Raw genomic sequence first — 19,669 nt, 5'->3', positions numbered from 1 at the left:
TGCCGCATTCGCTGCGGCGGGGGAACGGTCCGGACGTCTGCGAAGGCCGGCGGGCCCGCAGCGCGAACGCGCCGGCGCTGCCGGACGTTGTCATGCGCATGTCTCTGCCGGCCTCGAGCAACCGTACACTCCTCCCATGGCCAGCCGGCTGAACGCCGGTCTGCGACCGTTTCCCGGCTCCAGACTACGACGGTATACAGAAGTCTACAAGAGGTGATCCGGCGTACGGCCGCGGTCAGCCGGGACTGCTCGCGCGCGCAATCAGCGTGGTGACGGCCTCCGGCGCTTCGTACGGGGCCCAGTGCCCGACACCCGGCAGCACGGTCTGACGCGCGGAGGGCAGCATGTCGCGCAGGATCGCGAGTCGTTCCCCATGTTGCGGGGAGACGACGTCGTGCTCCCCGTAGATCGCGATCAGCGGGCAGGCGATGCTGGCGACGGCATCGCCGAGCGCGGTGCTGCGGGAGACTAGACGGCTGGGCGTGCGCGCCCGCGGGACGTTCAGCGCCTGGATGCGAACCGCCAGATCGTCGATCAGCGTGGCATCGTGGATCATCATGGCGGCGAGATTGTCCCGATGGGCCGCCATGAGCGACGCCTCGGTCGGGTGATTGCGGACCGACCGCGTGGCCAGGGGCCCGGTCGGCAGCAGCCCGAGGCCCGGCGCGCCGACGATCACCAGGGCCGTGGCCAAGCGGCCGAGCTGCGCCGCCATGGTCGCGGCGATGACGCCGCCGAAGGAGAAGCCGGCGAGGGCAACCGGCTGTTCCCCGCAGAGCGTGTTCAGCCCGGCCAGCACCGGTGCGGCGACGGCTTCGGCCGCGGCGGTGCCCGCCGCCGGAGCGTCGTCGAGGCCGGCGGATTCCCCGAAGCCCGGCAGATCCGGCACCAGGAGCCGGTGATGCCGCGCCAGGGCCGGGATCGCCAGCAACCAGTGCAACCAGGAACCATGCCCGCCGTGCAGCAGCGCCAGCGGCGGCCCGTCGCCGAAGACCCGCCAGGCCATCGTGCCGGCGCCGCAAGGCGTCTCGATCCGCGTGCCCGCCGCTTCCACGGCGGCGATCACCGCATCCGGGTCCTGTTGCCGGCGGCCGGCGAGCATCGCAGCCGCGTGGTCCAGGGGGTCCTGTTGCATCGTCTGGTCAGTCCTTCAATGCGGGTTCGACGGGTGGCGCGACGGACATGCGGGGCCGGCGACAGGCCGTGCGACGGGGGCGTGATCGGCGCGCGGAGCGGTCATGCGGATGATTGTATCCTATTGTGTTCTGTCGTGCGCTTTGTCTATGTTGCCACGACGCGATGCGGGAGGTCCATGCAGGGCGACAGGCAGCCGGCACCGGCTGCCGTCGCTTTCGGGAGCGCATCGACGGCACGATTTTCCGAGTGGAGGAGACGACAATGAGCTTACGTACCAAGATCGCGGCAGCGCTGGCGGGCACGCTGATGCTGGCCGGAGCCGCCCATGCCCAGGGGTACCCGGAGCGGGACATCACCGTCATCGTCGGCTATTCCGCCGGCGGCGGCACCGACGTGATGGCGCGCACCGTGGCGCCGTTCCTCGAGAAATATCTCGGCAACGGCGTGTCCGTGGTCGTGGAGAACAAGCCGGGCGCCGGCGGCGAGCTGGGCTTTACCGCGATCGCCAATGCCAATCCCGATGGCTACACGATCGGGATGCTGAACATCCCGTCCTTCATCAACCCGATCATCGAGCGTGAGCCCGACTACACGATCGATTCCTTCGAGCCGGTGGCCAACATCGTCTCCGACGGCACCACGCTGGTCGTGCGCGAGGACAGCCAGTTCAAGACGCTGGATGACTTCATGTCCTATGTGAAGGAGAATCCGGGCGTGATGCCTGTCGGCAATTCCTCGCTCGGCGGCGCGACCCACACCTCGCTGCTGCGGGTTCTGACGCCGAACGATCTGGAAGTGACGCATGTGCCGTTCCCGGGCGCCGCGCCGAGCCGCACGGCGCTGCTCGGCGGTCACGTCGCCGCCTCGGTGATGGGGATCGGCGAGGCCGCGCCTTACGTGACCGACGGCACGCTGCGGGCGCTGGCGACGATGCGCGCGGAACGCTGGGACCAGCTGCCGGACGTGCCGACCTTCAAGGAGCTGGGCTATGACGTGGTCGCCGGCTCCGATCGCGGTCTCGCCGCTCCGGCCGGCATTCCCGACGAGGCCCGCGACGCGCTGGTCACGGCCGTCGACAAGATGATGCAGGACGAGGAATTCCAGGCGGCCGCCAAGAAGCAGGACCTGCCGCTGAACTTCCTGCCGCCGAAGGAATATGGCGAGCACATGCGCTCCACCAAGGAGCAGATGCAGGCGCTCTGGGAGAAGGCGCCCTGGATCCAGTAATTCGAGACCAGATTGCCAACCAAGCACGGCCCCCCGTCCGCGGGGGGCCGTTTGCGTCAACGGATCAGGACGACGACCATGCAGGACAGTAACGCAGCCATTCTCTGCGACGTGGCGGACGGCATCGCGACCGTCACCCTCAACCGGCCGGACAAGCGCAACGCCATCGACGACGCGACGCGCGTCCTGTTGATCGACATTCTCGAACGGCTGAACGTCCAGGAGGAGGTCCGGGCCATCGTCCTCACGGGAGCCGGCAGCGCGTTCTGCGCCGGCGGCGACATTGCCGGCATGAAGGCGCGGCTCGACGCGCCGATCGGTCAGGTCGGCATCAATGGCTGGAAGCGGCAGAAATCGACGCACCGGGCCATCTCGACGATGAACAATATCGACAAGCCGACGATCGCGGCGGTCAACGGACCGGCCTCGGGCCTTGGCTGCGATCTGGCGCTGGCCTGCGACTTCGTTATGGTCTCGGCAGAGGCGAGCTTCGCCATGGCCTATCGCAAGCGCGGCCTGATCCCGGATGGCGGCGGCCTGTATTTCCTGCCGCGGCGGGTCGGCCTGCCGCGCGCCAAGGAGCTGATCTATTCGGCCCGCACGGTCGCGGCGGACGAGGCGCTGGCCATCGGGCTGGCCGACCGGCAGGCGGCGGGCCCGCTTCTGGACGAGGCGCGCGCCTGGGCCGGGGAGCTCACCCGCGGCTCGATGATCGCCATGGCGTTGTCGAAATCGATCCTCAACCGCGCCCTCGACCTGCCGGCCGAACAGATCTTCGCACTCGGCTCGGAGGCCCAGTCGATCTGCTACGCCTCCGACGAGCACCGCGACGCGGTGCGCGCCTTCCTCGACAAGAAGAGCGCCAAGTGACCGGCACCGGTCTGGCGAGCCCGCCATTCGAGGGGCTGAAGGTCGTCGAGCTCGCGCAGGGCGTCGCCGCGCCCTATTGCGGCATGATGCTGGCCCAGAACGGCGCCAGCGTCACCAAGATCGAGCCCATCGGCTATGGCGACTGGAGCCGCGGCCTCGGCAAGCGGGTGGACGACTTTTCCGCCGAGGCGATTGTCCTCAATCGCGGCAAGCGTTCGCTGGCCCTCAATCTGAAGGCGCCGGAGGGACGCGAGACCGCCCTGCGGCTCTTGGAGCAGGCGGATGTGGTGATCGAGAATTACCGGCCCGGCGTCACCAGCCGGCTCGGCCTGGACTATGCCAGCGTGGCGGCTCGCAACCCGTCCGTCGTCTATGCCACCGTCACCGGCTTCGGCGAGACCGGCCCGAACAGGGACCTGCCGGCCACCGACACGGTGATGCAGGGCTATACCGGCTTCATGTCGATCAACCGCGATCTCGCCGGCGTGCCGCGCCGGCTCAACATGCTGGCGATCGACATTTCCACCGGGCTCTATCTCGCCCAGGCCGTGTCGGCGGCGCTCTACCGCAAGGCCGTCAAGGGCGAGGGCACGCATCTGCGCACCAGCCTCCTGGAATGCGCCATGGCCTTTCAGGAAGCGCGGATCGTCGCCGAGATCTTCGATGGCGCGGCGGTCAAGCCGGTCGGGGCGCCGGTCGGCACCTTCCCGACGGCGGACGGCTATCTGAGCCTGAATGCCCGGCGCGATGCGCATTTCGCCAAGCTGGTGACCATTACCGGCACGCCGGAATGGCTGGAGGATGCGCGCTTTGCGTCCGAACAGCAGCGCGTCGCCAATGCGGCCGACCTCAACGCGCTGGTCGCGCCGCATGTCGCCGCGCATCCGACGCGCTGGTGGCAGGAGAAACTGTCCGAGGCCGATATCCTGCACGCCAAGGTGCATGATTACCGCGAGCTGATGGAGGACCCGCAGGTCGTCGAGATGGAGGCGATCGGCTGGGCCGAACTGAACGGCCTCGGCCGTCTGCCGGCGACGCGGCTTCCTGGCCTGGCGAAGCCGTCGGAGCGCGATGCCGCGCTCGCCACCCCGCCGAGGGTGGGGGAAGGCGGCCGTGCGGCACTGGCCGAGGCCGGCTTCGACGAGGCCGAGATCGCGGCGCTTTCCGCGAGCGGCGCGGCGGCTTTCGCCTGAACCGGGCGAAGCCTCGCAATCAGCCCAGCGACGGGGCGTCCGGCGTCAGTCGACGGATGGGCGCTCCGGCCTGGAAGGCGGCGATGTTCTCGACCATCTGACGGTAGAACACGCCCATGTTCTCGCGCGAGACATAGCCGACATGGGGCGTCAGGACGAGGTTCGGCACGCCGCGCAGCGGATCGTCCGCCGGCAGCGGCTCTTCGTCATAGACATCGATGGCGGCGCCGGCGATCCGGTTGCCTTCGAGCGCCGCGACCAGCGCTGGCGTCTCGACCAGCCCGGCCCGGGCGGCGTTGACGAGAAAGGCCGAGGGCCGCATCGCGCCGATCGCCGCGGCGTCGACGATGTGCCGGGTTCGCTCCGACAGGGTCAGATGCACCGTCACCACGTCGGCGGTTGCGAAGAGTTCGTGCTTGGAGACGCGGCGGGCGCCGCCGGTCGCGGCCGCCTCGTCGGTCAGGTTCTGGCTCCAGGCGACGACCTCCATGCCGAAGGCCGGCGCGATCGCCGCAACGCGGCTGCCGAGGCGGCCGAGGCCGACCACGCCGAGGCGCCTCCCGGCCAGCAGTGTGCCGAGCCCGGTCTGCCAGCCGCCGGCCTTCATCGCCGCGTCGTTCTGCGGGATGCGCTGGGCAAGGGCGAGGATCAGTGCCCAGGTGAGTTCCACCGTGCCGCCGCCATGGCTCTCGGTGCCGCAGACGATGATGCCGCGCTCGGCAGCCGCCTCGAGATCGATCCGCATGTTGCGGCGCCCCGCGGTCACGATGAGCCGGAGATCCGGCAGTGCCGCGATGACGCTGCGGGGCAGGGCGGTGCGCTCGCGCATCAGGCAGACCGCATCGAAGCCGGCCAACGCCCGCGGGAGATCCTCCTCGCGGATGTGGCGGGTGACGAAGGTGATCTCGGCGTCGAGCTGGTCCCAGGGCGCCAGGTCGCGGGCCGTGTCCAGCCAGTCGTCGAGTATGGCGATCTTCATCGTCAGTCTCCTGGGATCGTTCCGGTCTTGTGCGCGCCGACGGCGGTCGGTTCGTCGAGGGGCAGCGTCGCCGGGCGGCGACGGCGGATGTTGAGGACGATGATCGTCGCCACGAAGATGATCGCGGTGCCGACGAAGGTCCACAGGGTCGGGCTTTCGCCGAAGACCACGAAGCCGATGGCCGCAGCGGCCGGTACGCGGATGAAATCGATCGGCGTGACGACGGTCATATCGCCGTATTTGACGGCGAGCGAGGACATCAACTGGCCGGCCGAGCCGCAGATTGCCATGAGGCAGAGCCAGGCCAGCTGGGTCAGCGTCGGCGTCTGCCACCACAGAATCGCCGGGCCCACCAGGATCACCGCGCAGATGGCGGAGAAATAGAACAGGATCCGCGCCACCGGCTCGGTCCGCGTCAGCTTCTTGATGAAGACCAGCGCCAGGCTCGACGAGGCGGCGCCGGCCAGCGCGATGATCATGCCGTGATGGATGCCCGATTGCGGTTGCACCACGACAAGCACCCCGCCGAAGCCGGACACGGTGGCAAAGCCGCCCAGCCAGCCGACGACCTCGCCGAAGGCGAGATAGGAGGTCAGCATCGACCAGAGCGGCCGGGTGAAGGACAGCGCTGTGGCATCGGCCAGCGGCAGGACGGTGATGGCGTAGAAGGTGCAGGCCATCATGCCGAGGCCGAAGACGGTGCGGCCGATATGGGCGCCGGGGCGCTGGGTGCGCAGGCCGGACAGGCCGATGCGATGCATGGCGAGCGGCGCGGCGATCGACAGGATCAGGATCACCCGCAGGAACAGGATCATCACCACCGGCAGGTCCTGGCCGAGATGCTTGACCAGCGACCCCTGCACGGTCAGCACCAGGGCGCTGCCCAGCATCCACAGGGCGCCGACGAGATTGGGAGCCAGACCCTTCACCGCGGGCCGCCCGTCACGACCAACTCGGGCGGCGGTACCGGCCGGGGAAAGATCCGGCCGGTGCGACGGCGGCGACGATCGGCATCGAGGACATGGCAGACAAGGAGAACCCTTCGCGCAGTGCGGGGCATGCTTGCCCATTTGTACGGATGTTATTATCAATCATACCAATCGCGGTCGGGATGTCCAGCCGACCGGAGCCCTCTCGATCCCTTGGAGACGCCCATCATGCTCGGCAGCCCGGACACGAAACTTCCCGTCCGCACCCTCGTCTTCGCGCCGCTGGTCGATGCGTCCTACGGATTTCTGGCCGCCGGTTGCGAGGCGAGCGACCTGCGCGACCGGATCGGCGAATTCGACGCCGACTTCATGCCGCAGGCCGAGCGGGAGGCCGTCGGCGCGGTCGTGACCAGCGGCATTGTCGGCTTCACCGCGGCGCAGATGGATCTCTTGCCGAATCTCAAGCTGATCGCCTGTTTCGGCGTAGGCTACGAAAATGTCGATCTGGCCGCCGCGACAGAGCGCGGCATCGCCGTGACCAACGCGCCGGCGACCAATGGCGAGACGGTGGCCGACCATACGATCATGCTGATGCTGGCCGCGGCGCGGGGGCTGCCCGAGGTGATGGGCGCGGCGCGCGATGGGCGTTGGAACGAGGCCCGCAAGCGCTACCGGCCGACCCTCAACGGCGCCCGGGTCGGCATGCTGGGCCTGGGGGCGATCGGCCAGGCGATCGCGACGCGCGCCAGTGCCTTCAACGCGTCGATCAACTACACCACCCGCAGCGAGAAGACCGGTGTTCCCTATCGCTACATTCCCGACGTCCTGACGCTGGCGCAGGAGAGCGACTTCCTCGTCGTGGCGATTCCCGGCGGCAAGGAGACCCGCCACCTCATCGGCCGTGAGGTGCTGGACGCACTCGGACCGGACGGCATCCTCGTCAATATCGGCCGTGGGTCGGTGGTGGATTCGCAGGCGCTGGCCGAGGCGCTGAAGGACGGGCGCATCCATGCGGCGGGCGTCGACGTGCTCGAGGAGGAGCCCGAGATCCCGGCTGCGCTCCTCGACGCGCCCAATTTCGTCGTCACGCCGCATATGGCAGGCCGCTCGCCCATTGGCCTGCGTCGCCAGTGTGAGCGGGCTCTCGACAATCTGGACCGGCTGCTGCGCGGCGACGTCTTTGCCTGCCGCGTCGCGTGACGTAAGAGGGGCTTGCGGGACGCGCGCGCCGGCAGGGCGCGCCGCCGACCGATGGACGATGCTGCTTCGCCTGCATGGCGAAGCCGGGCCGCAGGAATGAGGATGGCGATGGGAACGGACCCGCTCGGCCTGGCCGGACAGCCGCCACGCTATCTGCGGATCGCGCAGGCGCTGGCCGCCGACATCGCCGATGGCCGCTATGCGGTCGGCGGCATGCTGCCGACCGAGGCCGAGCTCTGCGTGCTCCACGGCGTCAGCCGGTCGACGATCCGCGAGGCGCTGCGCCGGCTGGCGGCGCTTGGCCTCGTCTCCCGGACCCAGGGCATCGGCACCCGCGTCGAGCAGCGCCACGCCAAGTCGACCTACATCATGTCCGCCCAGTCGGTGGAAAAGGTCATGCAATATGCGGCCGAGACGGAGTTCTCGGTCCGGTCGATCGACGAGATCACCGCGGACGAGAGCTTCGTAGCCCGAATGGGCGGCAGGATTGGCGAGCGCTGGGTGGCGTTCTGCGGCACGCGGGCCGTGCCCGGCGACAGCCAGGGCGCCTTCTGCCGCACCTGCGCCTATGTCGCCGGCCGGTTCGGCGAGGTCCGCAGGTCGATCGCGCTCGGCGGGCCGCCGCTGACGACGCCGATCTACCAGACCGTTGCCGACACCTACGGCCTCGCCATCGGCGAAATCCGCCAGACGATGCGCGCCGAGGCCGCGGGCGAGGAGGATGCCGAGCTGCTGAACGTGGCAGCCGGTTCGCCGATCCTGCACATCGTGCGCCAGTACATCACCGCCGACGGCGAGACGATGGAGGTCTCGACCAACACTTATCCTGCCGGTCGCTTCGAATATTCGATGCGCCTGCGGCTCTCGACGGGTGGCGGCAGCAGCGACGACTGAACCGCGCCCGGCTGCGGGATGAGACGAGCCGTGCCGGCTCCTCAGTCGGCGGGTAACCCTGCGAGGATGTCGGCAAAGCGGGTGGCGACAGGCGGCAGATTGCCCGATCGCCGGGTGAGCAACGCGAAACTGCGCGACAGGGTCGTCTCCGGCAGGGCGATCTCGGTCAGGATCCCCAGCGAATTGCGCCCCACGAAGGTCAGGAGATCGAGTTCGGCCACCATCTCCGGCAGGGCCGAGATCGAGCTGGTCTCCACCCGCGCCTGCGGCGGAGGCAGGCCGTTCTGGACGAAGATCCGGTCGAGCCAGGCGCGGGTGCCGACCGAGCGCGACGGCAACACCCATTTCTCGCCGGCGAGATCGGCAAGGCTCGCCCCGCCTTTCGCCAGCCGGTGCGAGGGGCTGGCCGCGACCACCATCTCGTCGCGGTAGATGGTGCGGGCGTCGAATTCGCTGTGGGCCCGCGGGTCGACCGGGGCGATCACGAGGTCGCATTCGCCGGCCCGCAGATGCGCCTGCAGGACGTCGCTCATGCCCACGGTCAGCGCGATGTCGACACCCGGCGCCACCGCCGTCAGCATGCGGCAGGCGCGGGGCAGCACGTGGTTGACGATGGTCGTGCCCGAACCGATGCGCAGCGTGCCGGCCTCGCCGCGCGCCACTTCGCCCACCTCCCGTGATACCGCCTCGGCTTCCTGGCGCAGGTGACGCGCCTTTTCCAGAAGGATCGCGCCCACCGGCGTCAGCCGCTTCCCGCGGCCGGTGCGGTCGAAGAGCTTCGCGCCGATCTGCTGTTCCAGCCGGCGCACGGCCTTGGTCAGGGCCGGCTTGGTCCGGCCGACCTCGGCGGCGGCCTCTTCATAGGATGCGCGCGTCGCGACGGATTCGAAGAAGGCGAGGTCGCGCAATTCCATTGGACACCGAAAGTTACCGTTCAGGCGAAACTAGTGCATGGAAAGATAACGGGCAATGGCGCATGACTGGGGCATCGAATGCCATGCCGCCCGGGAGCGAGGGCGGCTGTCGCAGCGGCGGTGCAGCCTCGCGCGCCCGCCTCGCTAGGAGGAAGAGCCATGACCAAGCATGACAAGAACATCGTCGCCGAAGACCCGATGGCGGTTCTGAAGACCAAGAACTACACGACCGACATCGCGTCGATGAAGGACAAGGTCAGCGAAGCGGAATGGGAAGCGCGGGTGAACCTTGCCGCGGCCTACCGGCTCGTCGCCCTGTGGGGCATGGACGAGATGATCGCCAACCACATCTCGGTGCGCGTGCCGGGCGAGGAGGACACCTTCCTCATCAATCCCTATGGCTATTTCTACGAGGAGATCACGGCCTCGAGCCTGATCAAGATCGACCTCGACGGCAATGTCGTCCAGAAGCCCGACTTCGACTACGAACCGAACCGTGCCGGCTTCGTCATCCACAGCGCCATTCATCGGGCGCGCGAGGACGCGCATTGCGTCATCCACACCCATACCCCCGCTGGCATGGCGGTCTCGACGATGAAATGCGGCCTGCTGCCGCTGACCCAGACGGCGATGCGCTTCGCAACGATCGGCTATCACGACTACCAGTCGGTCGCCGTCGATCTCGCCGAGCAGGAATCCATCGTCGCCGATCTCGGCGATTCCGACCTGCTCATCCTGCGCAATCACGGCCTCCTGACGGTGGCGCCGTCCGTCGCCCAGGCCTTCTCGAACATCTACCGGGCCGAACTGGCCTGCAAGGTGCAGGTGATGGCGATGTCGGCCAATACCGAGATCGGCACGCCGCCGGAGGCGATCATCGAAAAGACCAACGCGCTCTACCGGCCCGAGACGCGCCGCCCGTTCGGCGTCCTGGAATGGCCGGGCCTGCTGCGCAAGCTGGACCGGATCGACCCGTCCTTCCGGACCTGAGCCTTGCCCAGCGAACCAGCCGCACGCCTGCCGCTAGCCGGCATCCGCGTCCTCGACTTCGGACATACGGTGATGGGCCCGACCTGCGGGCTCATCCTGGCCGATCTCGGGGCCGACGTGATCAAGATCGAGCCGGCCCCGCGGGGCGACCCGACCCGGACCCTGAAGGGGTTCGGGACGGGCTATTTCGGCTTCTTCAACCGCAACAAGCGATCGATCGCGCTCGATCTGAAGACGGCGGAGGGCCAGGAGATCGCCCATCGCCTGGTGCGCAGCGCCGACGTCCTGGTGGAGAATTTCGCGCCGGGCACGATGGACCGGCTGGGCCTGTCGGCCGAGACGGTGGCCGAACTCAATCCGCGCCTCGTCAATGCCAGCCTGAAGGGCTTCCTCAAGGGGCCCTACGACAACCGGCTGGCGCTGGACGAGGTCGTGCAGATGATGGCCGGCCTCGCCTATATGACGGGGCCGCCAGGGCAGCCGTTGCGGGCGGGCACCTCGGTCGTCGACATCACCGGCGGCATGTTCGCGGTGATCGGCATCCTCGCGGCGCTGATGCAGCGGGGCGAGACCGGCAAGGGCGCCGCCGTCGGCTCGGCCCTGTTCGAATCCTGCGTGTTCCTGGTCGGCCAGCACCTAGCCTATGCCTCGCAGATCGACGAACCGGTCCCGCCGATGCCGGCGCGCCGGTCGTCCTGGGCGGTCTACGAGCTGTTCACCCTCAAGGACGGCGAGCAGATGTTCGTCGGGATCACCACCGACGCCCACTGGAAGCGTTTTTGCGCGGCGCTGCAGCGCGACGATCTGGGCAACGATCCGGAACTGGCGACCAACAACCAGCGGGTGGCTGCCCGTGGCCGGCTGATCCCGATCGTCCAGGAGGTCTTCCGCAATCTCGACTCGGCCGGGGCGATCGCGCTCTGCGAGGCGGCGCGCATTCCCTTCGCCCCGATCGCGGAGCCGGCGGATCTGTTCGACGATCCGCACCTGGAGGCGACTGGCGGGCTGCTGCCCACGACCATGCCCAACGGGACAAAGACCAGGCTGCCGCGGCTGCCGTTCCAGATCGCCGGCCACGATCTCGGCATCCGCTCCGATCCTCCGGCGATGGGCGCCGACACCGACGCACTGCTTGCGGAACTGGGCTATGACGACACGGCGATCGGCGCCCTGCGCCAGTCCGGGGTCATCGTGACCCCGACGGACTGAACCGATCACCCTCCGGCCTCGCCCGACGGCGAGGCCGGCGGACGACCTGGTCAGCCAAGGCCCGGAACGCCGGCGTCCTTCGCCGCCGCATCGATCGAGGCGATGTCCTGGGCGGTGAGGGGCAGGCCCGTGCGGCGCGCCTGTTCGGCGCGGCGGGCTTCCGGCTCGCCCGGTAGCAGGATCTCTTCGAAGCCCGCGGCTTTCCGGCCGGCCTTCAGCCGCTCGGCGTAATCGCGTGCGCGATCCGCATAGGCATCTGGCGGCATGAACAGATCCGGCCGCATCGCCAGGAAGAAATGGCCGACATCCTGGCCGCGGGTGAAGTCGTCATTCTGGTTGATCACGCGATCGCCGGAGGCGGCGCCCGACATGATGCCCGCCAGGACGTCGATCATCACCGCGACGCCCGAGCCCTTCGGACCGCCCAGCGGCAGCACCACGCCCTCGAGCGCGGCGGCCGGATCGGTGGTCGGCCGGCCCTCGCCATCCAGCGCCCAGCCCTCCGGGATCGTCTCGCCCTTCGCGAGCGCGCGGCGCACCTTGCCCTTGGCGGCCACCGAGGTTGCCATGTCGAGGACGAAGGGGATGGGGCCCGGCGCGCCCATGGCCAGCGGATTGGTGCCGAGAAACGGGTCGCGCCCGCCCCACACCGGCATGGTCGGCGCCGCATTGGTGAAGACGAAGGAGGCCAGTCCGGCCTCGAGCGCGCGGTTCACATAGAGCGACGACATGCCGTAGTGGTTGGAGCGGGAGGCGGCGGCGAGGCCAACGCCGTAGATCGCGGCCTTCTCGATGGCGATGTCCATCGCTTTGCGCGCGACGACGAAGCCGATGCCGTTGTCGCCGTCGACATGCGCGGCGACCGGCATGCGCTCGGTCACGGTGAGCGTCGGAGCGGGGTTGAGGACGCCTTCTTTCAGGCGCCGGGCATAGACCGGCAGGCGGGCGACGCCGTGGGACGACACACCGCGCAGATCCGCTTCGACCAGACTTTCGGCGCAATAGCGCGCATCCTCCGCCGGCAGGCCGTTCGCCGCGAGAATGGCCGCCGCGACGCCGGTCAGCGCTTCCACCTGAATGATCCGTACCGTCCCTGGCATGGTCCCGCTCCCCTCACGATTTCCCGCATTCGTATTCTTCTGTATGCAGGGGTATTATAGATGCCGTGTCGTTCGCAAGCGATCGCCGGTGCGTTCCGCAGATCAAGTCAAAGCCAACTGCAAAGTTCGCGATCGCGGCGCGGGGCGCGCCCGTATCGCCCCTCGTCTCTGCCGCGAAGAGGGGAACTGCGGCGACCGAGGAGATGGTGCCGTGCCCCTCAGAGCCGGCGACCCGCGGGGTCCCGCCGGGGCCTTCCGGCAGCGTCGATCCGGACTCCCCGATTGCTGTCGGACCTCAGCCCCTGACTGGCCGGCTGCCGGCGGCGACGATGGCGATGATAATGAGGCCGGTCATCAAGAGGCGAACGCCGGCGCCGAGGCCGTAGGAATTCAGCATCGAGACGATGAGGAACAGGAACAGCGCGCCGGCCCAGATGCCGGGGACGTTGGAGCGGCCGCCGCCGATGGAGGAGCCGCCGATGACCACGACGGCGATCGAGGTCAGGAGATATTCCGTGCCCATGTTGAGCGCGGCGCCGCCGGAAAAGCACGACAGCAGGAACCCGGTGAGCCCGGCGAGGCCGGCGCAGAGAACGTAGGTGATGGCCCGCACCGCATCGACGGGCACGCCGGCGAGCCGCGCTGCGCGCGGGTTCTGGCCGCTAGCGGACAAATTGCGCCCATAGGCGGCGCGATTGAGCGCTACCCAGGCAATGACGGCGATGACGAGCGCCAGCCAGGCGACATTGGGCACGCCGAGACTGCGCCCGATGGCGAAATCGGACAGCGCCTCGGGCGGCTTGATGCGGATGCCGCGGTTCGACCAGATCGCCAGCGACAGATAGACGAAGGACGAGGCGAGGGTCGCAATGATCGGCGGGATCCGCAGGAGCTTGATCAGCGCGAAATTGGCGATGCCGGCACCAAGGCCGATGCCCAGTGCGACCAGGAGCCCGACAAGCGCGACGTCGGCCCCGGCCGCGCCGCCCATATATTTCAGCGACACGGTGCCGGCGAGGGTCATGGTCGCCGGGATCGACAGGTCGACATTGCCCGGTCCCAGCGTGATGACGAACATCTGGCCGAGACCGACGATGACCGAAAAGGCCGAGAAGGTCAGCGCCGCGACCAGAAGGCCGGTGCCGCCGGCGGTTTGTCCAATCGCTGCGGTGAAGGCGAAGGTGATGCCCGCCGCGACGAAGGCCCAGATCCAGGCGCGCGAGAAGAGCGTCGCGATCATGCCGCCACGCCCCGGTTGCGCCGCCGGACCGACAGGAGCAGCCGCGCGGCGAGCACGATGATCAGGATGATCCCCTGGGCGCCGATCTGCCAGTCGGGCGACAGGCGGATGAAGGACAGGAAGCTGCCGGCCAGGGCCAGCGTCAGGGCGCCGATCACCGCGCCGACCGGCGAGATGCGGCCGCCGGTGAACTCGCCGCCGCCCAGAATCACGCCGGCGATCGACAGCAGCGTGTAGCGCAGCGCGATATTGGCGTCGGCGGCGGTCGACAGGCCGACGAGGGTCATGCCCGACAGGATGCCGAAGACCGCCGACAGGGCATAGGCGCTGGCGCGCAGGCGGATCAGCGACCATCCGGCCCGCGCCAGGGTCCGCTCGTTGCCGCCGAAGCCGCGCAGCACGGTGCCGAAGGAGGAGCGCATGATCAGGAGATGGGCGAGGCCGGCAATCAGCACGCTGGCGACGATCGCCATCGGCGCGACCGGCGGCTTGGCCGTCATCAGCCAGCGCAGCCAGCCCGGCGAGGCACCGCCCGGCGAGGGCAGGATCATCAGCGCCAGCCCGGCCCAGACGAAGGACATGCCGAGGGTGACGACGATGGCCGGCAGGCCGCGGGCCTGGATCAGCGCGCCGAGCCCGGCATAGGCCAGAACCGAGGCCGCCAGAATGGCGGCGCCGATCAGCGGCGCGTCATTCAGCCATGTGGCGGTGACGCAGGCCACGAAGCTGACGAAGGTGCCGACCGACAGGTCGATGTCGTTGACCATGATGATGATCATCTGGGCGACGGTGGCGAGCGCGATCGGCACCGCCAGGTTGAACAGCAGGTTCAGCCCGAGATAGCTCATCGTGCGAGGCTGGATGACGAAGACCGCGCCGAGCAAGAGCGCCAGCGAGAGCACCGGCAGGAGAATGCGCAGATTCGGCTTCATGCGGCCTGACCCTGCATCTCGAAGCTGTTCGACAGGATCTGCTCCTCGGTGATCGCGGCGCCGGTCAGCTCGGCGGCGATGGCACCGTTGCGATAGACGAAGACGCGGTCGCACAGGCACGTCTCGTCGATCTCGGTCGAATACCAGAGGAAGGTGCGGCCGGCGTCGGCCTCGCGGCGGATCATCTCGTAGACCTGGGTCTTGGTGCCGATGTCGACGCCGCGCATCGGGTCGTCCATGACGACGATCGGGGCCTCGGTCGCCAGCGCTCGGGCGAACAGCACCTTCTGCTGGTTGCCGCCGGACAGGGACAGGATCGGGTTGTCGATGTCGTCGGTGCGGATGCCGATCTTCTCGCGCCAGTCCTCGGCGAGAGTCCGTTCGCTGTCGCGGTCGACCATGCCCCGGCGCGTCAGTCGCGGCAGAGCGGCCAGCGTCGCATTGCGCAGGATCGACCACAGCGGAAAGATGCCGTCGCGGCCTCGGTCGCCGGCGACGAAGACCGCCTGCGGCGCCCGGGCCCGCCAGTTCGAGGTCTGCGACAGGTAGAAGGCAGCCAGCGCTTCGGCCTGGCCGTGGCCGGCCAGCCCGGCAAGGCCGACGATCTCGCCGCGCCGTGCCTTCAGCCCTTCGGGTGTGGACAGGATGTCGTCGCCCTGCGGCCGCACGCGCTGCGCGGCCTTTTCGGAGGCGACATGGCCCATCGCCGAGACCAGCGATTGCCGGGTGAAGTGCCCGGCCTCGCGATCGGCGATGACGCGGCCGTCCTTCATCACGGCGATCCGGGTCGCCACGTCGAAGACCTCGCCCAGCATGTGGGAGATGAAGATGACCGAGCCGCCCCCGGCGCAGAAGCGGCGGACATGGGCGAGGAGCTGCCCGGCGATCGAGCCGTCCAGCGAGGAGGTCGGTTCATCCAGAATGACCAGCCGCGCCGGTTCGGCGCCGTCGGCAAAGCCGATCGCCACCTCGACCATCTGGCGCTCGGTCAGGGTCAGGTCGCCGACGATCGCCTCGGGCTGAATGCGGTGGCCTCTAAAGATCTCGTCGAGGGCGGCCATGACGCGTTGCGCCGCCCGGCCGCGCCAGCCGCGACCGGTGAGGTCGCGCTGGGAAATGCGAACATTCTCGGCGACGGTCAGGTTGGGGCAGAGCGACAGCTCCTGATGCACGGCGCGCACGCCGGCCCGGCGCCGCGCGATCTGGCCCGAACCGGTGCTGCCGTCGGCCAGGCCGTATCGGACCGCGCCTTCGCTGGGCTCCAGATTGCCGTTGATCAGATTGACCAGGGTCGACTTGCCGGCGCCGTTATGGCCGACGAGAGCGAGGCATTCGCCGCCCGTCACCGTCAGGTCGACCGTGTCGAGAGCCCGGACAGGCCCGAAGGATTTGCGCGCGTTCTGCAGCGCGACCAGAATGTTCCCCCGGGGGCCGGCTGCCCCCGGAGCGTCACTGCCTGTCGTCATCGGGTCCGAACTCAGTTGGTGCCGGCGATCACGCCCTGGGCGTCTTCCAGCGTGTACTCGACATTGGCGACGCCGCCCTCGGGCGTCGTCTTCAGGGCCTCGTCGAGCCCGTCCTGGTCGATCCGCAGGAACGGCACGGTCAGATCCTTCGGCACCTCCTTGCCGTCGAGGATCTGCTGGGCGACCCAGAAGGCGAGGGTGGACACGCCCGGCGCGATCGAGACCGACATGGTCTCGTAGCCATTGGCGTCGCGCTGCTCGGCCCACCAGGTCAGCTCGTCCTGGCGGTTGCCCATGACGATGATCGGCGTCGGCCGGCCAGCGGCCTCGAAGGCCTGGGCCGCGCCGTAGCCGTCGCCGCCCTGGGTCGCGACGCCGACCACTTCCGGCAGGGACGGCAGCACGCCGGCGACGGCCTTCTGCGCCACGTCCTGGGCCCAGTCGCCATGCACCGAGCCGACGATCTTGAACTGCGGATTGGCCTCGACGCCGGCATGGATGCCGGACGAGATGGCGTCGTCGACGAAGACGCCGGCCAGCCCGCGGATCTCGAGCAGATTGCCGCCGTCGGGCAGGCGGCCCTTCAGATAGTCGATCTGGTCGGCGCCCATCTGCTTGAAGTCGACGGCGATCCGCCAGGCGCAGGGCTCCTCGACGATGCCGTCGAAGGAGACGACGGTGATGCCGGCATCGCAGGCTTCCTTGATGGCGCCGTTCAGCGCCGTCGGCGACGCCGCATTGATGACGATCGCGTCGTAGCCCTGCAGGATCATGTTCTGGATCTGCGCGGCCTGCTCGGTGGCCTGGTTCTCGGCGGTGGTGAAGGCGTCGGCTTCGGCGACGATGCCGTCGGCCACGGCCTTGTCGGTCACGGTCTTCCAGCTTTCCAGCATGGCCTGGCGCCAGGAATTGCCGGCGTAATTGTTGGACAGGGCAATGCGCTTGTCGGCGGTCTCGGCATGGGCGCCGGTCGCGAGCATGATGGTGGCTGCCGATACGGCAGCTTTGAGAAGCCTCGTCATGTTGTCCTCCCAGACGGTGATCAGCCGCACTCTCCCGATGCGGCAAAGCACCGATGAACCGGCGCTTCGGGAAGGTAATCACAGAGTGCGGCGCACAAACCAGTGCGATCTGTCGCCGGGCCCCGAAACTTTGCCTTCATTTGCGGATGGCGCGCATGTCTTCCGCCTCTCAGGGCTGTCATAATACCGCATGACAGTCCGGGACGAATCGTATCGTATGCGCTGCGCTGCGGGGCACGACGCGCGCCATGACCGGCGGCGCATGCGGCGGCGGTTCGGGGGGATCGATGACGAACGGGGCGACAGTCGGACATGCCGGGCCGTGGCGGATCGCGTGACGCTGCAAGCCGCATCACGCCCCGTGCCCGGCCTGTTTTCGCTCGACGGGCAGGTGGCGCTGGTCACCGGCGCAAGCCGCGGGCTCGGGCTGGAGGTCGCGCGGGCCATGGCCGAGGCGGGGGCCCGGGTCGTTCTGGCCGGCCGCGACCGGTCGCGCCTCGAGGCGGCGGCGGGCAGCATCAGCGGCACCGCGCATGAGCCGGTCGTTGCCGATTTCGATTTCACCGATACCGATGCGACGCGCGCGGCGCTGCGCCGAATCCATGCGGACGCCGGTAGGCTGGACATTCTCGTGCACAATGCCGGGGCCCGCGACCGCAAGCCGCTGGCGGAGTTTTCCGATGCCGACATCCGTGCGCTCATCGACACCAATCTGACCGCCGGCATCGTCCTTGCTCGCGAGGCGGCGGCGCTGATGGTGCCGCAGGTCCATGGCCGGCTGATCATGATGACGTCGATCGCCGGCCATGTCGCCCGCGCCAACGATGCCGTCTATACGGCCTCCAAGCACGGGCTCACCGGTCTGGTGCGGGCGCTGGCGGCCGAATACGGCCGGCATGGCATCACCAGCAACGCGATCGCGCCGGGCGGCTTTGCGACGGAAGCCAATGCCGATCTGATCGCCGATCCGAAGGCCGCGGAGCATTTCGCCGGCCGGTCATTGATCGGGCGCTGGGGACAGCCACCGGAGATCGCCGGCGCGGCGGTGTTCCTGGCCTCGCCCGCGGCATCCTACGTCACGGGGCATGTCCTCGTGGTGGACGGCGGCCTGACGACGGCGATGTGAACATGCGGCGCGGCGCCAGGCGCACGCGCCGGGGAGGCGCCCGGACCCATCCGGGCCACCGAAACGGGGGAAGAGTAATGGACCGCAGAAACTTCATCGCGACGGCCGGACTGGGCGCCGTCGGCAGTTCGCTCGCCGCACCGGCGCTGGCGCAGTCGCAGCCGGAGGTGATCTGGCGCCTGCAATCGAGCTATCCGAAATCGCTGAACACGATCTACGGCGCGGCTGATTCCTTCGCCAAGGCCGTGACCGAGGCGACGGACGGTCGCTTCCAGATCCAGGTCTTTGCCGCCGGCGAGATCATTCCGCCGCTGAGCATCGTCGACGGCGTCCAGCGCGGCACCGTCGAGATGGGCCAGACCGGCTCCTATTTCTATATCGGCCAGGACCCGGCCTTCGCCTTCGGCACCTGCATTCCGTTCGGCCCGAATGCCCGCCAGCAGAATGGCTGGTTCTACGAGGGCGGCGGCAACGACCTCTTCAACGAGTTCTGCGCGACCTACGATCTGGTGCATTTCCCGGCCGGCAACACCGGCACCCAGATGGGCGGCTGGTTCCGCAAGGAGATCAACAGCGCCGAGGATCTGAAGGGGCTGAAGATGCGGATCGGCGGTCTCGCCGGCAACGTCCTGCAGCGGCTCGGCCTTGTGCCCACGCAGATCGCGGCGGGCGACATCTACCCCTCGCTGGAGCGCGGGACCATTGACGCCGCCGAATTCGTCGGCCCGCAGGACGACCAGAATCTTGGCCTGTCGAAGATCGCGCCCTTCTATTACTTCCCGGGCTTCTGGGAGGGCGCGGCGTCGCTCAGCTTCTTCATCAATCTGGAAAAGTGGAACGCGCTGCCGGCCAGCTACCAGTCGATCGTGCGGACGGCGGCGATGGCCGCCGGCACCGAGATGACGGCGAAATACGACGTCCAGAACCCGATCGCCCTCGCTCGTCTGCTGTCCGAGGGCACGCAATTGCGCGCCTTCCCGCAGGACGTCCTGCAGAAGAGCTACGCAGCGGCCAGGGAGGTCTATGCGGAGCTTGGCGAGAAGAGCCCGGCCTTCAAGAAGCTGCTCGACCACCAGATGGAATATCGCGACCGGACCTACCAGTGGTGGCGGATCTCCGACTACAGCTACGACACGCTGATGCTGCGCGCCGCGCAGGAACAATGGTGAGCGACGCCGCCTGAACGATCAGATCCCGGGGCGGCGAGGTTTCGGCCTTGCCGCCCTCCGATTGCAGTGCCC

At 68.7% G+C, this 19,669-nt stretch carries 18 protein-coding genes; 9 read left to right on the top strand and 9 right to left on the bottom strand.

Translation table 11 applies throughout. The features are described 5' to 3' along the window. Window positions 1–235: 235 nt before the first annotated feature. On the bottom strand, window positions 236–1,135 hold the full coding sequence (locus J3367_RS13455; protein ID WP_081652002.1) for an alpha/beta fold hydrolase: 900 nt from the start codon (window positions 1,133–1,135) through the stop codon (window positions 236–238). A gap of 263 nt (window positions 1,136–1,398) precedes the next feature. Between J3367_RS13455 and J3367_RS13450 the strand changes: the two genes are divergently transcribed. From J3367_RS13450 to J3367_RS13440, 3 genes are all read left to right on the top strand, one after another. Then, window positions 1,399–2,364 carry a Bug family tripartite tricarboxylate transporter substrate binding protein gene (locus tag J3367_RS13450; protein WP_024352113.1) on the top strand — a complete coding sequence of 322 codons (966 nt, stop codon included), beginning with the start codon at window positions 1,399–1,401 and terminating at the stop codon, window positions 2,362–2,364. A 78-nt stretch (window positions 2,365–2,442) separates the two neighbouring features. Next, a complete protein-coding gene (locus tag J3367_RS13445) occupies window positions 2,443–3,234 on the top strand; it encodes an enoyl-CoA hydratase/isomerase family protein (protein ID WP_024352114.1) in 792 nt (263 codons plus the stop codon). Further along, on the top strand, window positions 3,231–4,427 hold the full coding sequence (locus J3367_RS13440) for a CaiB/BaiF CoA transferase family protein (RefSeq protein WP_024352115.1): 1,197 nt from the start codon (window positions 3,231–3,233) through the stop codon (window positions 4,425–4,427). Before J3367_RS13445 ends, J3367_RS13440 begins: the two co-directional genes overlap by 4 nt. Before the next feature lie 19 nt (window positions 4,428–4,446). Here the strand turns inward: J3367_RS13440 and J3367_RS13435 are convergent, their stop codons facing one another. Together J3367_RS13435 and J3367_RS13430 are read right to left on the bottom strand one after the other, a co-directional pair. Beyond that, complete coding sequence (locus J3367_RS13435) at window positions 4,447–5,406, bottom strand: D-2-hydroxyacid dehydrogenase family protein (protein WP_024352116.1); 960 nt, start codon at window positions 5,404–5,406, stop codon at window positions 4,447–4,449. 2 nt (window positions 5,407–5,408) lie between these two features. After that, window positions 5,409–6,335, bottom strand: coding sequence for a DMT family transporter (locus J3367_RS13430; protein WP_024352117.1), 927 nt, complete (start codon window positions 6,333–6,335; stop codon window positions 5,409–5,411). A gap of 228 nt (window positions 6,336–6,563) precedes the next feature. Here J3367_RS13430 and J3367_RS13425 point away from each other — a divergent pair, with 228 nt between their 5' ends. Together J3367_RS13425 and J3367_RS13420 are read left to right on the top strand one after the other, a co-directional pair. Further along, window positions 6,564–7,535 (top strand): 2-hydroxyacid dehydrogenase, encoded by a 972-nt coding sequence (locus tag J3367_RS13425; protein ID WP_051141662.1) that lies wholly within the window; start codon window positions 6,564–6,566, stop codon window positions 7,533–7,535. Window positions 7,536–7,637: 102 nt separating this feature from the next. After that, window positions 7,638–8,429 (top strand): GntR family transcriptional regulator, encoded by a 792-nt coding sequence (locus J3367_RS13420; protein ID WP_024352119.1) that lies wholly within the window; start codon window positions 7,638–7,640, stop codon window positions 8,427–8,429. Between the two features lie 41 nt (window positions 8,430–8,470). Here the strand turns inward: J3367_RS13420 and J3367_RS13415 are convergent, their stop codons facing one another. Further along, the gene (locus J3367_RS13415; protein ID WP_024352120.1) at window positions 8,471–9,343 is read right to left on the bottom strand and encodes a LysR family transcriptional regulator; all 873 of its coding nucleotides are present in this window, start codon (window positions 9,341–9,343) and stop codon (window positions 8,471–8,473) included. 198 nt (window positions 9,344–9,541) lie between these two features. Here J3367_RS13415 and J3367_RS13410 point away from each other — a divergent pair, with 198 nt between their 5' ends. Further along, entirely contained in the window at window positions 9,542–10,333 is a 792-nt protein-coding gene (locus J3367_RS13410) for a class II aldolase/adducin family protein (RefSeq protein WP_024352121.1), read from the top strand. Between the two features lie 3 nt (window positions 10,334–10,336). Further along, window positions 10,337–11,542, top strand: coding sequence for a CaiB/BaiF CoA transferase family protein (locus tag J3367_RS13405; protein WP_024352122.1), 1,206 nt, complete (start codon window positions 10,337–10,339; stop codon window positions 11,540–11,542). A gap of 50 nt (window positions 11,543–11,592) precedes the next feature. Here the strand turns inward: J3367_RS13405 and J3367_RS13400 are convergent, their stop codons facing one another. The 5 genes from J3367_RS13400 to J3367_RS13380 all read right to left on the bottom strand — a co-directional run bounded on the left by J3367_RS13400 (window position 11,593) and on the right by J3367_RS13380 (window position 17,302). Further along, a complete protein-coding gene (locus J3367_RS13400; protein ID WP_035695255.1) occupies window positions 11,593–12,642 on the bottom strand; it encodes an Ldh family oxidoreductase in 1,050 nt (349 codons plus the stop codon). A gap of 295 nt (window positions 12,643–12,937) precedes the next feature. After that, a complete protein-coding gene (locus tag J3367_RS13395) occupies window positions 12,938–13,882 on the bottom strand; it encodes an ABC transporter permease (RefSeq protein ID WP_009208005.1) in 945 nt (314 codons plus the stop codon). Next, the gene (locus J3367_RS13390) at window positions 13,879–14,814 is read right to left on the bottom strand and encodes an ABC transporter permease (RefSeq protein ID WP_024352124.1); all 936 of its coding nucleotides are present in this window, start codon (window positions 14,812–14,814) and stop codon (window positions 13,879–13,881) included. The genes J3367_RS13395 and J3367_RS13390 overlap by 4 nt, the downstream gene beginning before the upstream one ends. Further along, complete coding sequence (locus J3367_RS13385) at window positions 14,811–16,280, bottom strand: sugar ABC transporter ATP-binding protein (RefSeq protein WP_421461347.1); 1,470 nt, start codon at window positions 16,278–16,280, stop codon at window positions 14,811–14,813. Before J3367_RS13385 ends, J3367_RS13390 begins: the two co-directional genes overlap by 4 nt. 11 nt (window positions 16,281–16,291) lie before the next feature. Continuing rightward, complete coding sequence (locus J3367_RS13380; RefSeq protein WP_009208008.1) at window positions 16,292–17,302, bottom strand: ABC transporter substrate-binding protein; 1,011 nt, start codon at window positions 17,300–17,302, stop codon at window positions 16,292–16,294. A gap of 322 nt (window positions 17,303–17,624) precedes the next feature. Here J3367_RS13380 and J3367_RS13375 point away from each other — a divergent pair, with 322 nt between their 5' ends. Both J3367_RS13375 and J3367_RS13370 read left to right on the top strand, forming a co-directional pair. After that, on the top strand, window positions 17,625–18,428 hold the full coding sequence (locus J3367_RS13375; RefSeq protein ID WP_244495481.1) for an SDR family oxidoreductase: 804 nt from the start codon (window positions 17,625–17,627) through the stop codon (window positions 18,426–18,428). 77 nt (window positions 18,429–18,505) lie between these two features. After that, window positions 18,506–19,597, top strand: a complete 1,092-nt coding sequence (locus tag J3367_RS13370; RefSeq protein WP_024352127.1) for a TRAP transporter substrate-binding protein — start codon at window positions 18,506–18,508, stop codon at window positions 19,595–19,597. Window positions 19,598–19,669: the final 72 nt, after the last annotated feature.

The organism is Aurantimonas sp. NFXS3, assembly GCF_049132005.1.
Classification (GTDB): Bacteria; Pseudomonadota; Alphaproteobacteria; order Rhizobiales; family Rhizobiaceae; genus Aurantimonas; species Aurantimonas coralicida.
The sequence above is the reverse complement of the archived record's forward strand: the minus strand, read 5'-3'. Positions and strand labels throughout refer to the sequence as shown.

What these genes read in the sequence shown, in the direction of transcription:
- J3367_RS13455 (WP_081652002.1), bottom strand. Translation starts at nt 1,135, where the DNA reads ATGCAACAGGACCCCCTGGACCACGCGGCTGCGATGCTCGCCGGCCGC.
- J3367_RS13450 (WP_024352113.1), top strand. Translation starts at nt 1,399, where the DNA reads ATGAGCTTACGTACCAAGATCGCGGCAGCGCTGGCGGGCACGCTGATG.
- J3367_RS13445 (WP_024352114.1), top strand. Translation starts at nt 2,443, where the DNA reads ATGCAGGACAGTAACGCAGCCATTCTCTGCGACGTGGCGGACGGCATC.
- J3367_RS13435 (WP_024352116.1), bottom strand. Translation starts at nt 5,406, where the DNA reads ATGAAGATCGCCATACTCGACGACTGGCTGGACACGGCCCGCGACCTG.
- J3367_RS13425 (WP_051141662.1), top strand. Translation starts at nt 6,564, where the DNA reads ATGCTCGGCAGCCCGGACACGAAACTTCCCGTCCGCACCCTCGTCTTC.
- J3367_RS13420 (WP_024352119.1), top strand. Translation starts at nt 7,638, where the DNA reads ATGGCGATGGGAACGGACCCGCTCGGCCTGGCCGGACAGCCGCCACGC.
- J3367_RS13415 (WP_024352120.1), bottom strand. Translation starts at nt 9,343, where the DNA reads ATGGAATTGCGCGACCTCGCCTTCTTCGAATCCGTCGCGACGCGCGCA.
- J3367_RS13410 (WP_024352121.1), top strand. Translation starts at nt 9,542, where the DNA reads ATGGCGGTTCTGAAGACCAAGAACTACACGACCGACATCGCGTCGATG.
- J3367_RS13400 (WP_035695255.1), bottom strand. Translation starts at nt 12,642, where the DNA reads ATGCCAGGGACGGTACGGATCATTCAGGTGGAAGCGCTGACCGGCGTC.
- J3367_RS13395 (WP_009208005.1), bottom strand. Translation starts at nt 13,882, where the DNA reads ATGATCGCGACGCTCTTCTCGCGCGCCTGGATCTGGGCCTTCGTCGCG.
- J3367_RS13390 (WP_024352124.1), bottom strand. Translation starts at nt 14,814, where the DNA reads ATGAAGCCGAATCTGCGCATTCTCCTGCCGGTGCTCTCGCTGGCGCTC.
- J3367_RS13385 (WP_421461347.1), bottom strand. Translation starts at nt 16,280, where the DNA reads ATGACGACAGGCAGTGACGCTCCGGGGGCAGCCGGCCCCCGGGGGAAC.
- J3367_RS13380 (WP_009208008.1), bottom strand. Translation starts at nt 17,302, where the DNA reads ATGACGAGGCTTCTCAAAGCTGCCGTATCGGCAGCCACCATCATGCTC.
- J3367_RS13370 (WP_024352127.1), top strand. Translation starts at nt 18,506, where the DNA reads ATGGACCGCAGAAACTTCATCGCGACGGCCGGACTGGGCGCCGTCGGC.